Annotated in this window: 10 protein-coding genes; 9 read left to right on the top strand and 1 reads right to left on the bottom strand. The window is 47.2% G+C overall.

Annotation, left to right across the window (positions count from 1 at the left end):
* Window positions 1–132 precede the first annotated feature (132 nt).
* The 3 genes from E4N69_RS06375 to E4N69_RS06365 all read left to right on the top strand — a co-directional run bounded on the left by E4N69_RS06375 (window position 133) and on the right by E4N69_RS06365 (window position 5932).
* Window positions 133–2892 (top strand): tetratricopeptide repeat protein, encoded by a 2760-nt coding sequence (locus E4N69_RS06375; RefSeq protein WP_253823296.1) that lies wholly within the window; start codon window positions 133–135, stop codon window positions 2890–2892.
* A gap of 103 nt (window positions 2893–2995) precedes the next feature.
* Window positions 2996–4465 (top strand): 3-phosphoshikimate 1-carboxyvinyltransferase, encoded by a 1470-nt coding sequence (locus E4N69_RS06370; protein ID WP_253823295.1) that lies wholly within the window; start codon window positions 2996–2998, stop codon window positions 4463–4465.
* A 153-nt stretch (window positions 4466–4618) separates the two neighbouring features.
* Window positions 4619–5932, top strand: coding sequence for a sodium-dependent transporter (locus E4N69_RS06365; protein ID WP_253823294.1), 1314 nt, complete (start codon window positions 4619–4621; stop codon window positions 5930–5932).
* 134 nt (window positions 5933–6066) lie between these two features.
* On the opposite strand, the gene E4N69_RS06360 is transcribed toward E4N69_RS06365, so the two are convergent.
* Window positions 6067–6723, bottom strand: a complete 657-nt coding sequence (locus E4N69_RS06360) for a C39 family peptidase (protein WP_253713786.1) — start codon at window positions 6721–6723, stop codon at window positions 6067–6069.
* Between the two features lie 387 nt (window positions 6724–7110).
* Here E4N69_RS06360 and E4N69_RS06355 point away from each other — a divergent pair, with 387 nt between their 5' ends.
* The 6 genes from E4N69_RS06355 to lptC all read left to right on the top strand — a co-directional run bounded on the left by E4N69_RS06355 (window position 7111) and on the right by lptC (window position 14549).
* Entirely contained in the window at window positions 7111–10059 is a 2949-nt protein-coding gene (locus E4N69_RS06355; protein WP_162664786.1) for a chromosome segregation SMC family protein, read from the top strand.
* The gene (locus E4N69_RS06350) at window positions 10028–10372 is read left to right on the top strand and encodes a hypothetical protein (protein ID WP_162663533.1); all 345 of its coding nucleotides are present in this window, start codon (window positions 10028–10030) and stop codon (window positions 10370–10372) included. The genes E4N69_RS06355 and E4N69_RS06350 overlap by 32 nt, the downstream gene beginning before the upstream one ends.
* Window positions 10369–12249 (top strand): outer membrane protein assembly factor BamD, encoded by a 1881-nt coding sequence (locus E4N69_RS06345; RefSeq protein ID WP_253823293.1) that lies wholly within the window; start codon window positions 10369–10371, stop codon window positions 12247–12249. Before E4N69_RS06350 ends, E4N69_RS06345 begins: the two co-directional genes overlap by 4 nt.
* An 84-nt stretch (window positions 12250–12333) precedes the next feature.
* Window positions 12334–13257 (top strand): DUF4299 family protein, encoded by a 924-nt coding sequence (locus E4N69_RS06340; protein ID WP_162663531.1) that lies wholly within the window; start codon window positions 12334–12336, stop codon window positions 13255–13257.
* A 134-nt stretch (window positions 13258–13391) separates the two neighbouring features.
* The gene (locus tag E4N69_RS06335; RefSeq protein ID WP_162663530.1) at window positions 13392–13991 is read left to right on the top strand and encodes a DbpA RNA binding domain-containing protein; all 600 of its coding nucleotides are present in this window, start codon (window positions 13392–13394) and stop codon (window positions 13989–13991) included.
* The gene (gene lptC, locus E4N69_RS06330) at window positions 13992–14549 is read left to right on the top strand and encodes an LPS export ABC transporter periplasmic protein LptC (RefSeq protein WP_162663529.1); all 558 of its coding nucleotides are present in this window, start codon (window positions 13992–13994) and stop codon (window positions 14547–14549) included.
* Window positions 14550–14687 lie beyond the last annotated feature (138 nt).

Raw genomic sequence — 14687 nt, 5'->3', positions numbered from 1 at the left:
ATATTAGAACTTAAACACCGGACCAAGTTTTACATGAAAGGCATTTACCAATAAAAATAACTGCTGGGATTGCTCTGATTTATTTCTTCGATAGACTTTTTTTCTCTTTTTCGCTATTTTTAATGTATGGGGATGTTCAAACTTTACATCGATTATTTTAAAAGTAAGATTAAAAATCTGCGGAAGCCTAAAGAAGAAATTCCGATTGATTATGAAGAAATCGTTGAAGAACAGTGGCAGGCCAATTTTTCCAAGCCTGAAAACTGCCGGTTTGCTGCCGAAACGGGTGACGGATATACAGTTGCCTTTACGCCGCCTGAGCCTGCCGGAAACAATACGGGAGGACTGACGCTCGAAGCGCAGCGGAAGCATCTCTATGCGTGGACGGTAAATCCGGTATTCCGCTATAAGGATGTGATTATCGAAGCCGATATCCGTTTACGGGAGCCGGCAAAAAAGCCGGACGGACAGGACACACCGACCGATAAGGCGGGAGGATTCGCTGCCGGAATCCTGTTCCGTTATATCAGCCAGAGTACCTTTTACGCACTGATGATCTCTGATGCGGGATGGGTACGGCTCGATGCAGTCGTCAACAGCACTCCGATGCCCCTCCTAGGCTGGATAAAAATCCCCGATTCCGCTCATTCCGATGCCGATCATCATGGTTCAGATCACTCCGATCCAGATCATTCCTATTCAGACCATTCAAATCATAAAGAAGAGACGGATACAAAACGTGCGTACTCAATCAAACTGATCGCGAATAATACGACTATCACTATTTTGATAAACGGCCATTGGGTTGCCTGCTGCGAGGATGACACCATTCAGGCAGCGGGAAAAATTGCCTTTGCAATTCAAAACTGGGAAACCTACCCGCAGGTTACCGCGCAGCTTTCCCGCTTTTCGTTAAACTCCATCCCGATGACGGTAGAAACGGCATATACGGAAGCGAACGAATTTTCTGCGGTGCCGCCGGATGCCCGCATCAGCCTTGCAAAAACGCTCTATGCGATGGGGCGGTATGTTCCTGCCCTGCTCCAGCTCCGGGCTGCAGCGCGGTTAAAGGAGCCGGAAGAAGCGGATCGGATACTGGCAGGCCGCATTTATTTTGCGCAACGGATGCTTGACGAAGCCGAGCGGGAATTTCAATCGGTCTTGGAAGCGAATCCCTCCAACGAGGAAGCTTTTGCGGAGCTCGGCGGCATTTACTATCGGGCTGAACGGTACGAAGATTTGCAGCGTTTACTGCAAAAAGTTCCGAAGCCGATGATGACGCAATCCTCATTCCTTTCAAACCTTGAAGGACATTTATTCCATGCCTTGGGAAAGCACGAAGAATCGGCTGAAGCATATCGGCGGGCGTTTACAATCAATCCCGATCAGGGGCTTTTTGCCTTCCATCAGGCGAATGAACTCTACGATTGCGGGAAAAAGCCGGAAGCGGTAGATGCATATATGCAGGCTGCGCGCGCGTTTTTACAGCAGGAAGCCTACGATGACCTTGCGGAAGTTATTACGATACTGGAACGTATAGCGCCGAATGATCCCCGAACGCTTTCGATTGCCGGAAAATATGCTTACGCAGTGGGCAGATACGATGATGCCTTACTCAAATTCAAAACGGCGTGCAAAAAAGGTTCGGAAGATTCCGCGGACTGGTACCTGTACGGACTGCTGCTCAAAACAGATGAACCGAAAGAGGCGGTCAAAGCATTTAAAAAAGCGTGTGACCTTGAACCCGAATACGGATTATATCAGTTCCGGTTAGCGGAAGCGCTCTATTTAAGTAATGGAAAATATCAACCGGTATTGGAACAAGCGCTTGCCGCCGATCCTCAAAACGGTTGGGTACATAATTTACGTGCATTAGCAGCATTGAGCGAAAACGATATTGAACAGGCGGAAGCGGCAGTTGCGGAAGCGCGCAGACTGCTGCCCGATGAGGTATCCCTGTTGGTAAACTACCTTGAAGTACAACGCAGGAAAGGACAGCTTGCAAAGTGCCTGCCGCTCTTCGATATTGAAAACGGAACTGCCGACCTCGCGGTAGAACGGAATCGGGCAGCTGCGTTCCACGCCTTAGCGAATGCATTTGCCGACGACGATGCCCGCGAAGAAGCCCAGCAGTGGTACTATAAGGCATTAAAACTTGATCCGAAAAATCCTGAGCTTCTCACCGATAAGGCTGAAAACGACTATGCGCTCTTCCTCCTCAACGAAGCCGATGACGGTTTGGTTAAGGCGCTCGATATTCAGCCGTCCGTCCGGATATATCAGCTGATTGCATCCATATCCGTTCAAAAAGGCGACTATGCCCGTGCGGAGGTAACGTTACGGGCAGGGCTTGAATCCTTTGCTGAAAGTCCCGACCTACACTACGATCTTGCCTGTGTGTACCGCAACACAAAACGGTTCGAGCAGGCACAAGCGCAGGTTGTACAGCTTAAACAGTACGAAACGTCGGAACGTGTCGAGGCGCTTGAACAAGCCCTCTTGCAGGATACCGGCACAACCGATCAGCCTGCCTCAGAGCAAAACGCTGAACAAAAACCCAAGAAGACATCCTCGGCAAAAAAAACAAGCAGAGCTTCCAAATCCGCCGCGGATGCAGAAGAACCCGTTAGCAGTACCAAGACAAAAAAAAGGGCAAGCGCCAAGTCTATTGCAGGCGAAGAAGGAGCAGATGCAACAAAACCCGCTACAAGCACCAAGGCAAAAAAAGCTGCATCTGCTAAGTCTGCTGCGGACACGAAGGCTCCTGCAAGAGCCAAGTCCGCTGTAAGCAAAAAAAGAACAGCAGCGACTGAGCCTGCTGCAGAAGAGACGACCGATACAAAAACCGAAAAAGCGGCGGTAAAAAAGCCCCGAACAAAAAAAACAACTTAGAGGTTTTCCTTAGATTTAATTTGCGATGTTTTTGTTTAAGTCATTATAATATAAAGACTTAAACAAAAACTCGTCGCTGAATAACGGAACGAACTGTATCATAATGAATCTCAGAGTAAGTACGCCGTCTTTTTGCGGAACAATGACGGCGCCTTCTTCCAAAAGCCATACGATCCGCGCCCTCATCTGCGCCTCTTTAGCGGACGATACTTCGTTTATTACCGCACCCCTTATCAGCGGAGACATGGAAAGCGCCGTGCAGGTACTGCGTCAGCTTGGCGTTACCATTACGGAAGTATCGAATAATCCGCTTGTACTCAAAGTTACGCCGCCATCCGGCGGTCTCCTCGCCTCCGCAGAGCGCGATGCAACTGGCACAAACATCGGACACAGCGAGCAAAGTGACAAACCAACAGAACTCGTCCTCGACCTCGGCAATTCCGGTTCCCTCCTCTACTTTTTAGGCATGATTCTTGCCGCCGCCGATATCCCGGTGTGTCTCACCGGAGATGAATCCCTTCGGAGCCGCCCCGTGGAACCGCTCCTTTCGGTATACCGGCAAGCGGGCATCCCGTACTCGGCGGCAAGCGTTAAAAACGATACAGGCAGCATGGAAGTTCCGCCGCTCCGTTTTTGCGGCCCGCTGCCGGCCGGAGCATATCAACTCGACGGCCCCTTTTCTCAGCCCGTAACGGGGCTTCTCCTTGCCGCGCCGCTTTTAAACGGAATGAGCCGCATTACCTTTAACAATGCCGGGGAACGTCCGTATCTCAGGATGACCTGCGCTTGGCTGCGCATCGCCGGTATCGAGGTACTAAACCGTGGTGACTGTTATTTTGAGGTTGCAGGCGGACAGCGCTATCATGCTTTTAAACAAACAATACCGGGCGATTGGTCGTCCGCCCTCTTTCCCTTGACAGCAGCCGTCATCTGCAATGCGGCGCTTACGCTGACCAACCTCGACCCCGCAGACACGCAGGGGGATTCGCAGGCGCTTTCCATCCTTAAAGCGATGGGAGCGGACATCCGCTGCGATACGGAGCGCCGCACGGTTTCGGTGTTTCCCATATCCGGCGAATTAAAAGGCGGACGCTTCGACTGTAGTGATATCCCCGATGCGGTTCCCATCCTCGCCGCTGCCGCCGTGTTTTGTACGGGAGAAACACTGCTGTTCAACGCGGGTGTATGCCGCTTTAAAGAATGCGACCGGCTTGCTGCCTCGGCGGAAGAACTCGCAAAATTCGGAGCGGATATCACCCAAGGGGAAGATTTTCTCCGCATCGGCGGCAGCGGCGGGAACAGCAGCACCGTAAACGGCAGCAGCGGACAAAAACTCCATCCCGCACGGGTACGGAGCCGCGGCGACCACCGCATCGCGATGATGCTCGCCGTCGCAGCCTGCGGAATTGCCGCACGTTATCACAGCGGACAACAATCGAACACAACAAGAGAAAATACCGAAAAATCTTCCGAAACCTCTTGTATAGAAGATTTTGATTGCGTAAAAATATCCTACCCCCGGTTTATCGAGGATATGAATGCGGTAGGCGCCGCTTTTAAAGAAGCAAGGTAAACGCATCGGGCTGCTTTTGACTATCCCTGCATAATAATATAGGCTGTTCAACCAAATTTGAACCACTTCGCGGCTCAAATGGTCTCATTGCCTATATTATTATGTAGAATTTATTTGACTCTGCCTGATGTGTTTACCCGATTGAGGTTACGGATGAAACAAAAACGAGAACTTTTTAAAACAAACATCGGAATGCTCCTTGCCTGCGTAGGCTCGGCAATGGGATTGGCGAATATTTGGATGTTTCCCGCCCGCTTAGTGGAGTTCGGCGGCATCACGTTTCTTATTCCGTACCTCATTTTTTTATTTTGCTTTTCCGCCTTTGGGCTGATGGGAGAATATGCATTCGGACGCAAGATGCGTAAGGGGCCGGTACTCGCCTTTGAATCGGTTATCACGCGAAAAACCGCGAATCCTCTACTCCGTGCCGTCGGTTGGTTTCCGGTCGTAGCTCTTATCGGAATTTTATCGTTCTACACCGTTATCATCGGATGGATACTGCGCTATCTTGTATTGGCGATTACCAACACATTTCCAACGATGCAGCCCTCCTTTTTCGAATCCTTTGCAGGAACTCCCGCCAATATTCCGTGGACGCTCGCAGCCCTTGTTGCAACAGCACTGATCGTCAGTCTCGGCATTCAAAAAGGTATCGAACGCTTTACCACCGTGATGATGGCAACTTTTTACATCGTCGTTACCGTGATGGTTATCCGTGCGCTCACCCTGCCGGGAGCGTTACGCGGAGTTGCCATAATGCTGAGGCCTAAGTGGGAAGTATTCGGTCATTTCAGAATCTGGATATATGCGCTGGGGATGGCATTCTTTACCCTCAGTCTCGGCGGAGCTGCAATGCTTGTATATGGAAGCTATATGCCGGAGGGTTCCGATGTTCCCCGTACCGCCCGCCAAACGGCAGGCTTGGATTTTCTTGCTTCGATAATGTGCGCCCTGTTTACCGTTCCGGTCGCATATTCGCTTGGAATCAATCCGCAGGCGGGAGCCGCGCTCCTCTTTATTGCCGTACCTAACATTATCGCACACATGCCGGCGGGCTATATCTTCGGTAACCTCTTTTTTCTCTGCGCAATGTTCGCAGCCCTCACCTCTTCGATTGTTATGTTGGAAGTACCGGTCGAGTCGCTGATGTCAAAATTTAGAATCAGCAGAAAAAAAGCTGCGATTATTATCACCGTGTTAGCAGCCGGTATCGCCGTCCCCCTCAACTTTGACATGAGGGTATTCGGCACCTTTACCGACACCATCGCCATCATCATTTTTCCGCTCGCTGCGGTTACGGCAGCCTTTGTCATCTTTTGGGTATATGGAGCACAGCGGATACTTGAGGATATCAACCTTCATGCCAAGCATAAGGTCGGCACTTGGTACGCCCCCTATATGCAGTATGTCTTTGTGCCCGTATGCCTGATTTTAGTTATTGCCGGCATCTTCCTCGGAGGACTGTAAATCGGGTACTCCCCGTACTTACAATTAGTTCTTGGGAAAATTGTTTTTATATCGTGTGTTCTGCCTCTGTATGTTGATTTTCTTGCTTGCTTTTACTTATTATTATCTTCACTGTAAGCGTTATAAAAAGCGATTTAATACCGATTACAAACTATAGCCCAGTTCTTGAAAAATATTTTATATCCGCCATTATTCCATAAATCGATTAATTCTTCATGCGAATAATATCTATTACCAACAAGACAGCCTTCATCAATAAAAGTTTTTCGTCCATTTTCAATATTTTTCTTTTGCAGTGAATCATACAACATAAAACCATGCTCATCATACCCTAAGACTGTCACATAATGTTGAACATGATTGATTTTTATGAGCATAATTATGGGAGAACCTTTTGCAATCGTTTCTTTTATCCAATGAATCTTTGTATCACTTGTTTTACCGTTTAAAATATACTCTGTTGCCCCTATACCGTATCTATGTAGGAGTTCTATTAATCCTATAGGGAATGTTAAATTTTTATGCATTCGCCATCTCATTTCCTTTGCAAGCAGTTCAGGAGAGATTACTTCGCTTTTTAAAACGTTAATTACAGCCATCACCGAATAAGGGCCGCAATTATTCAGTGTTTGCCGGTAAAATAAATTATCGTCAAGGTTCAAAACGAAACTATTCGGATATGTAGGTGTATCTATTCGTATATACGAAGGAAAAGATCGCCCGAATGCAAATAAAAAGAGCATCAAAATCAGACACACAAAACCTATCCCTCCGAGTACTTTTTTCCGCATCTGCTGCTTTCTATCCTCCCTTAAAATTGAACAACTGAACAAAGTGTCAATTTTGGAAGTTGTTCAATTAATGCGCGATAGCGCACATATAATCTACGATGTTTGCCGAATGGCAAACTCGCAGTGTTTTTCAGCCGCGCTATTTCAGCGGCTGAAAATAAACATCCATATTCACTATACTTCTTTTTGACCTGCTTAGTAAGAGTTTAGGGCATCTCTAAAAACTGAGGTTTTTAGAGGTTCCCTTTAGATCTATTTTCCATAACAGCATAAAATTTCCTTCGGCCGGATGTTCACAATCTCCCTAAAAAAGTATAAAATACAAAAGATTGCCGATTATCTTGAATGAATGGGAAACGGCAAGTTCTTGAGGAGTTAATAGACAGGGTGTTTCTTAAAAGTCTTGAAATATTCGGATTTAAATCGTTTGCGGATAGGACGCGGATAGAATTTGCGGAAGGTATTACCGCCTTACTCGGCCCGAACGGCTGCGGTAAAAGCAATGTCGTCGATGCGATGAAGTGGGTGTTGGGTGAGCAGGCGTCAAAAACGCTCCGTGCGGAGAAGATGGAAGACGTTATCTTTAACGGCACCGAGTCGCGGAAGGCGCTCAATGTGGCGGAAGTTACGCTGACTATCAGCAACGAAAACGGATTGTTAAATCTTGAAGTAAGTGAAATTGCCATAAAGCGCAGGCTCTACCGGTCGGGAGAAAGCGAATATTTTATCAATAATACGCCGGTGCGGCTCAAAGAGCTGCGGGAGCTTTTTTGGGATACGGGTGTCGGAAAGGCGGCGTATTCAGTCATGGAGCAGGGAAAGATCGACCAAATTCTTTCCAGCAAGCCGGAAGACCGCCGCTATTTGTTTGAAGAAGCCGCCGGTATTACGCGATTTAAAGTACGCCGTGCCGAAGCGGAGCGAAAACTGCAAAAGACCGAAGAAAATATGCGTCAAGTGGAAGGCGTATTGGGAGAGGTACGCCGCTCCTACGATGTTCTGAAAGTACAGGCGGAAAAAACCGTCAAGCACCGGTCGCTGCGGGATGCCATCTTTGAACACGACCTCGATATCCAGCTGTTGCGCCTTAAAAAATTCACCGACGACTACGCACAACGCGAGGAAAGCATAAAAGAAGCCAAAGCTAAGCGCGATGATGTACAGACCAAAATCGATTCCATCCATACAATGCTTTCCGAGAACATGGACGAAGTCAACAGCTTGGAAAAAAAGCTCGACGAACATCAAAAAGAGATTTACGGACTTGCCATCGAAAAGCGCGGAAAGGAAAATCAGGCGCGTTTACAGGCAGAGCGGCAAACCGAGCTTAAAACCAAACTCGGTCAGCTGGAGCTGCGCAAGACGGGGCTTGAAGAGCGTATCGAAAACCTTGAAGAGGACGCCGGAGAGCAGGATGCGAAGGTGCACGACTTTAAAAAGAAAGTGCAGGATATTCAAAAAAATATCGATGACTTTGAAGAAAGTCTCCGGCTTGCGTCGCAAAAAATTACCGATAACGACACCGCCCGTATGACGCTGCAGGAACAGATTGAAGACCTCGATAAAAAACGCGCCGGTATGGAAACCGAGCTCCGCGCCATCACCGAAGACATCGTTACGGAACTGGATAAGAACCTTTCCGCAGCAGGTTATTCGGCGCAGGGACGCGGCAAGCTGGAACAACAGGTTTTTGACTGCATCAGTCAAATCAAGGTGCTGTTAAACGGCCGCAAGAATATCTTTTCGGACTTTGCCGCACTCAGCGATCATACTGAAAAAGAGACTGCGCTGTTTGCCGACAATGCCGTACAGTCGTTTACCGAGCTGCTCGGCTTAACCGAATCGCTGGAAACATATTTGCAGGAGTACAAAAAATCTTCTGCAAGTTTTATCGACGATTTTTTAGCACCGGAAGGTATTATCACTCAAAAGCGCAGTATTGATGCGGCAATCGAAGCAAATCGAAATACAATAGAAGAAAAACGAAAAAAGATAGCAAGTCTACATACCGAAAACGAGCAGCTCGCAGTAAAAATAAACGAGTACCGGAAAACGTTGGAAGATCTCCGTATCCATAAAACCAAGATGAAGGCTGAATCAGACGCTGCCGAGCAGCAAGCGGCGTTTTTGCGGAAAGAATTGACGGTACAGCAAAACGCGCTCCGCGATCTTGAAAACGAGCTGTATACGGAGCAAAAACGCTTTGACGAGGTAAAAGAACAGCTCCTCGAAATTGAAGGAGAAATTGCGTCGATTGACCGCAAGGGGCGGCAGTTGACCGAAGCGCTCGAGCAGCTGGAAAAAGAAATCACCTCCCGCAACAACGAGCTTTCGAGCAACGAAGGGACGCTGAAAACGCTCAATGCGGAACTTGCCAAGCATAATTCACTCATCGAAAAGTATTATGTCGATACGGCAACTCTTGAAATCGAAATCAAAAACGTCAAAGACAACTTTAGAGAAACCCATTCGCGTGAATTGATGGAATTTGAAGAGCGGATGTATAAAATCACCGCTTCCCCGATGGATTTACGGACGGAACTTGCCGAGTTGCGCAAACAGCTGAAAGACCTCGGCAGTGTCAACCTGATGGCTCCGGAGGAATTCCAAGAAGTAAAGACCCGATTTGATTTTTTGACCGGACAAATCAACGACCTTGATAAAGCCCGTTCGGATTTGCAGCGGATTACGGATGAAATAAAGGCGGAGTCTACGGAGCTGTTTCTTGTAACCTATAATAAGATCAAAAAGAACTTTCACAATATGTTTAGGCGGCTCTTCGGCGGCGGCAGGGCGGAAATTAAGCTAACCGATCCCAAGCAGGTATTGGAATCGGGCATCGAGATTTTCGCGCAGCCTCCGGGGAAAAAGCTGGAGAATATCGGTCTATTATCGGGCGGAGAAAAATCCATGACGGCGGTGGCGCTCCTTTTTGCAACATACATGGTTAAACCATCCCCGTTCTGTCTCTTGGACGAGATAGATGCTGCGCTTGACGAGCAGAACGTCAGCCGCTTCGTTACTGCCCTGTCCGGCTTTGCGAATGTCAGCCAATATATCGTCATCACCCATAACAAAAAAACGGTACTCGGCGCAAACACCATGCTCGGTGTTACGATGGAGGAATCAGGCGTCTCCAAACTCATTGCAATCAAATTGGATAATGATATTGAGTTATTAAAGCAGGAGAAAGCGGAAGAAGATGCCGATACTTTTATAGAAGAGGATGTAGAACCTGAAGAAGGTATCTACATTCCGTCGCGGCCGCCGAAACGACGACATACAATTCAGGAGGAACAGCCGGATGAACATCATAGAAACGATTCGGACGCATAAGCTCATCGTTCTAGCTTCTGCACTCGGTTTACTGATTATCATGTTGATTATTTCCGTGATTATTTTACTAAGCGGAACAAAAAAGCCGAGTGTCGATCCTGATGAAGTAATGATTTCAATCGATCCGGTGATTTTTATGCTTCCCGACGAGCCGCTTGAACTTCCGCCGGTACAATATTCGCGCAAACAAAAGAAAATCTGGACTGATTCGGATTTGCAGTATTGGTATACGATTCCCGATGCGGAGCAGATGCAAAAACTGCACGATATAAATGAGCGGCAAATGAACAAATTATGGGAGAGTGTTCCGTGAAAAAATCGATCTATCCGCCCTGCCTTATCCTTCTCGTATTACTCCTCGTGCCGGTTACCGCCTGTACGACAAAGACTGCTGCGGAAAAGCCGCAGGATCCCCCTTCGCGGCAGGAACAGCCTGCTGTAGAAGCGGATTCTCACACCGACAATACAATGTCTCCGCAGCCGACAAAACCGGCAATGCAGCCCGATGCGGTATCGGGTGCGACAATCGATACCGTATCCGGCGCGACCGTATCCCAACGGCAAAAAAGAACGCCTGCATCGGAAGCAGTAGGAGCCAACAAAGGTATGGCAACCAGCGGCGCAGCCGTATCTCAAAAGCAACATACTCCGGCAGCTACCGCAGGTAAAACGGCCGGTCAAAAGAACACTGCCGCAGATAAAACCGCCGCGAAAGCACAGAGCGAACCAACGGTAACAGCAGCTGCACAGCATTCCAAACAGAACAGTAGCGAGGCAGTTGTACAGAACGAAGAAAATAGTGGCAAGACGACCGTGCAGGATTCGACTGCGGCCGCCTCCCCTGCCCTTGCTGCCGCCGATACATCTGTCCCTACAAAAACCGCCGGTGAGGCAGAGCCTACTGCAGCAGCCGGTGAGTCTGTACCTGCCGAAACTGCCGGTGAGCTGAAATCGGCCGCTTCCAATTCCGATACCGTAACCGCCGAGAACACGACAACGACAGCAGCAGATATCGCTAAAGCCACCGAGAACACGCCACAGCCCACAACAACGGCAGATACAGCCGTCGAGCAGGTTCCGACAGCTCCGTCTACGGGCGAACCGGTACCGCTTGCAGCCGCAGACACGCCCGTCCCTTCTGTAGAGCAGAACGTACCGGCGTACGAAACAACGCTTGCGGATCTTATCAGTGATTTTGAAAAACAGGGCGGCAGCCACGGCTACGAACCTCCACCGACCTTCCAGGAAGAAATGCGCGACCTTTTTTCTCCGCAAATATTTACCGTTGCGCTTTCCAAAGAACCGGAAACCGAACAAAAGCCCAAGGTTTCGCGCATGGTTGCAGTCGAAGAAAAACAGCGATTAGAGCTCACCTATCCGGGGCACGGATGGGTCTATGTCGGCGAACAAACTTCCCAACCGGGATTAAAGTATGAGCAGCGGAAACTACAGGATGAAAATTCGATTTTTATGTTTACAGCGGAGAAAAAAGGGGATTATATACTCCATTTCTCCTATTTCGACGTATTTACCAATGAGTTTGTCACCGATGCGGTAGCTGTATCGGTGAGCGCCGCCCGCTCAACCGCAGCGAAAGCAATGGTAAAAGCGCCGGACTATCAAACCGAAGCGGATTCCGATACGACAGAAGCGCAAGCTAACAAAAATACGCAAGCAGCCGCTTCTCAGTCGTCAAGCAATTCGACCGCAAACACCGGAACCGGCACGACAACACACACGGTACAAGCAGCCTCCGAAGCTCCGCAAACAGCGAGTACCGGTTCGCAAAGCAAAACTTCGGAACAGGCTATGACCGCCGGAACGGCGGAAGCCGCATCCTCAGCTGCCGGAAATACCGGCGATTCAACCGGACAAAGCCCCACAGCAGCAAGCGAAGAAGTACTCAGCCCCGATCAATTGCTCGAAAAGGCACGTACGGCAATCGCAGCTGCGGATGCAGGCAAGGCCTTAACATATCTGAACAATTTCTTTACCACTGCGGAAGAGAAATTGGATGAAGGGTGGTTGTTGAAAGGACGCGCGTATGAATTAAACGGTTCCATGCGCAATATCAGACTTGCCCTCGACGCATATAAAACGCTTACAGATGGTTTTCCGCAAAGTAAGTATTGGGCGGAAGCGGATGCACGGATACGGTATATCACCGGTTTTTATATCAATATCCAATAAGGCAAGGATGGCGAAAAAGCAACCGACTTTTGAGTTTTGAGACATTCCCATCTAACATACCACCTAAAGTACATGGAGAAACGAATGAGCATATCGTTTTATATTAAAAACAAAAAAAGTATTTTGGGAAGTAAGGCTCCTATGACAGTGGAACAATGCTTAGCGCTTTCTTCACAAAAAATAGAGCAATTTACCTTTGATGAGACAGAAGATGATTTTGATGCAAAGGAATTCTATAACTCATCAATTGCAGATTATGAATGTTTGCTCTGTGGAGTATATGAACGGAGTTCCCGCGGTTTTGAACTTTCTTTTGAAAAGGATCTCAATGAATATGCCGTGAGAATTTTCACCCCAAGCACACAAGAAGACTGGGAAGTTGCTTTAAAATATATCAAAGATCTGGCAAAGAAATTAGGCAGTGATATTGTAAGTGAAAGAGATGAATATTTCACAGCTGAGAACATTGAACAATTCAATTATACCGATGATATCTTATTCGGAATAAAATCTTGTTTTGATAAAGATTCAGAAGAATACATCAGTTTGGGCATTTTCCGTGAAGTTGCGCTGAACAAAAAAATTATAGAAGGATTTCTAAATGCTGAAAATCCGATAGCGGCATTTAGCACATTCTATAAAGAGATTCAGTATTTAGACGCTTTTTCAGCAAATCAGATGTTTTTTGAGGATAAGAACACTAAACAAATTATTGGAATGTATGCCCTCACCCAAGACGTAGAAACCATTTTGCCCTATAAACCAAGCGTGGAATACAAGAATATAAACATAGTAAAAAATGAAGATGTAAACGCTTGGAAAGCAGCCTTAATGATTATAAACGGCGATCCCGATGATAAAGACTCTTATCAGCAGGCAGGAGAGGTAGAATATTCCGATTTTATAGCACGGCTGCCGAAAGGCAAATATCGATTTATAGATGCTAACTACATTATAGTTACAGCCTTAACGCAAGAAGATATTTTGAACATCGTCAGGAAAAATTAAACCTGCCCTTGAGTAAATTATCTATCTATGGCAGTATTGTCGCATTACAGTGTCGGTTAATCCGGCGCACGATGAATGATTTTCAGTTATGTTATGCTCCGATGAGGCGGAGCTGAGTTGAAGAGGAGAATATTGTGGTAAAACATACCCCCGCATTAAATGAAGAACAAATCACCGCATTTCTTAAAGAAGCAGTAGAAACAGTTAAAACGGAAGAAGATCCGGATGTCCTTAACGCCTATCGTAAGATTTTCAGAAAGAATGTACCCTTTACGCTGCGTTCTTATATTGCTGCTTATTTAATCAAAGAATTTGAAGGCTCTGCCTTCCCCCGCTCAAAACCGTATAGTCGGCGTCCGAATCCCCGTTTCGGAGATCGTTCACGAGGTTATTTTTCCGATCGTCCGCCGGTAGAACGCCCGATGCTTGAACCGTCCGAATCGGTGAGCATCTTTATGAGTGTCGGCAGAAGCCGCCGTGTATTTCCCCGTGATATTATTACGCTGCTTATCCAAAATGCAGACATAAGCCGCGAACGAATCGGCGATATCCGCATTCTCGACAATTACTCATTCGTGCAGGTAATGAATGAAGATGCAGATAAAATTATTGAAAAACTCAATGATTTTCCGTACCGCGGTAAGAATCTTTCCGTCAGCTATTCCCGTAAACCGGAAGCGGAAGGGATCATTACCGAAACCGTCATCGAAGCAACCGGAAGTGATGCGGAATAGATGAAGCTGTGGCCTGTCCTTATTATCTTTATCTGCACGGCGTGCTCGTTTAATTATCAGGAACTGCCGGAACAAACGGTGCCTCAACCTGATATGATATTTACAAACGTCACATTAAAGCGATACGAGGATACACTCGTCGATTTAAGTGTGTATGCACAAGAGCTCGAAATGTACGATGAAGAAAAAATTTGGGCGGGCAAGCACATCAGTTTTATACAGTACGATAAAAAAACACAAAAAGAGTCTATGAAGGGACAAACCGGTATTTTATACATCGATGAAAAAGCGGAAGAATACTCGCTTGGCGACACGGTATCCTTTCAGTTGATTGAAGATGATTTTTCTATCCGAAGCCCCGCCCTCATTTGGAAAAAAAAAGAAAACTTCTTATCGGCGCCTGCGGATGAAACGGTAACAATCACTCAAAAAGATGAAATTACCATCGAAGGTAAAAGCTTTGCAGCAAATACCGCTGCAAAAGAATTTGCCTTTAACGAAGGCGCCACCGGCACTATCCTTATCAAAGAAAAAGAGACAGCCCAGCCGCTCGATTAATACGGATTCGCTTGTCTTAAAGATTAATTTCCATCGTTTTTAATCTCCCCGATGCTAAAACGGCACATTTTTTCTTAACATTTTCATGAAAACAGCAGTTTTTTTCCTCAAATCTTTAGCCGAATTGCTGATCATGCC

This window comes from Treponema sp. OMZ 906 (assembly GCF_024181185.1).
Lineage (GTDB): Bacteria > Spirochaetota > Spirochaetia > Treponematales > Treponemataceae > Treponema.
Note: the sequence above shows the minus strand (reverse complement) of the source record. Positions and strands in the feature narration are given on the sequence as shown.

Bases quoted from the DNA above. Each gene is read 5' to 3' on its own strand.
- E4N69_RS06375 (WP_253823296.1), top strand. From the start codon at position 133: ATGTTCAAACTTTACATCGATTATTTTAAAAGTAAGATTAAAAATCTG.
- E4N69_RS06370 (WP_253823295.1), top strand. From the start codon at position 2,996: ATGAATCTCAGAGTAAGTACGCCGTCTTTTTGCGGAACAATGACGGCG.
- E4N69_RS06365 (WP_253823294.1), top strand. From the start codon at position 4,619: ATGAAACAAAAACGAGAACTTTTTAAAACAAACATCGGAATGCTCCTT.
- E4N69_RS06360 (WP_253713786.1), bottom strand. From the start codon at position 6,723: ATGCGGAAAAAAGTACTCGGAGGGATAGGTTTTGTGTGTCTGATTTTG.
- E4N69_RS06350 (WP_162663533.1), top strand. From the start codon at position 10,028: ATGAACATCATAGAAACGATTCGGACGCATAAGCTCATCGTTCTAGCT.
- E4N69_RS06340 (WP_162663531.1), top strand. From the start codon at position 12,334: ATGAGCATATCGTTTTATATTAAAAACAAAAAAAGTATTTTGGGAAGT.
- lptC (WP_162663529.1), top strand. From the start codon at position 13,992: ATGAAGCTGTGGCCTGTCCTTATTATCTTTATCTGCACGGCGTGCTCG.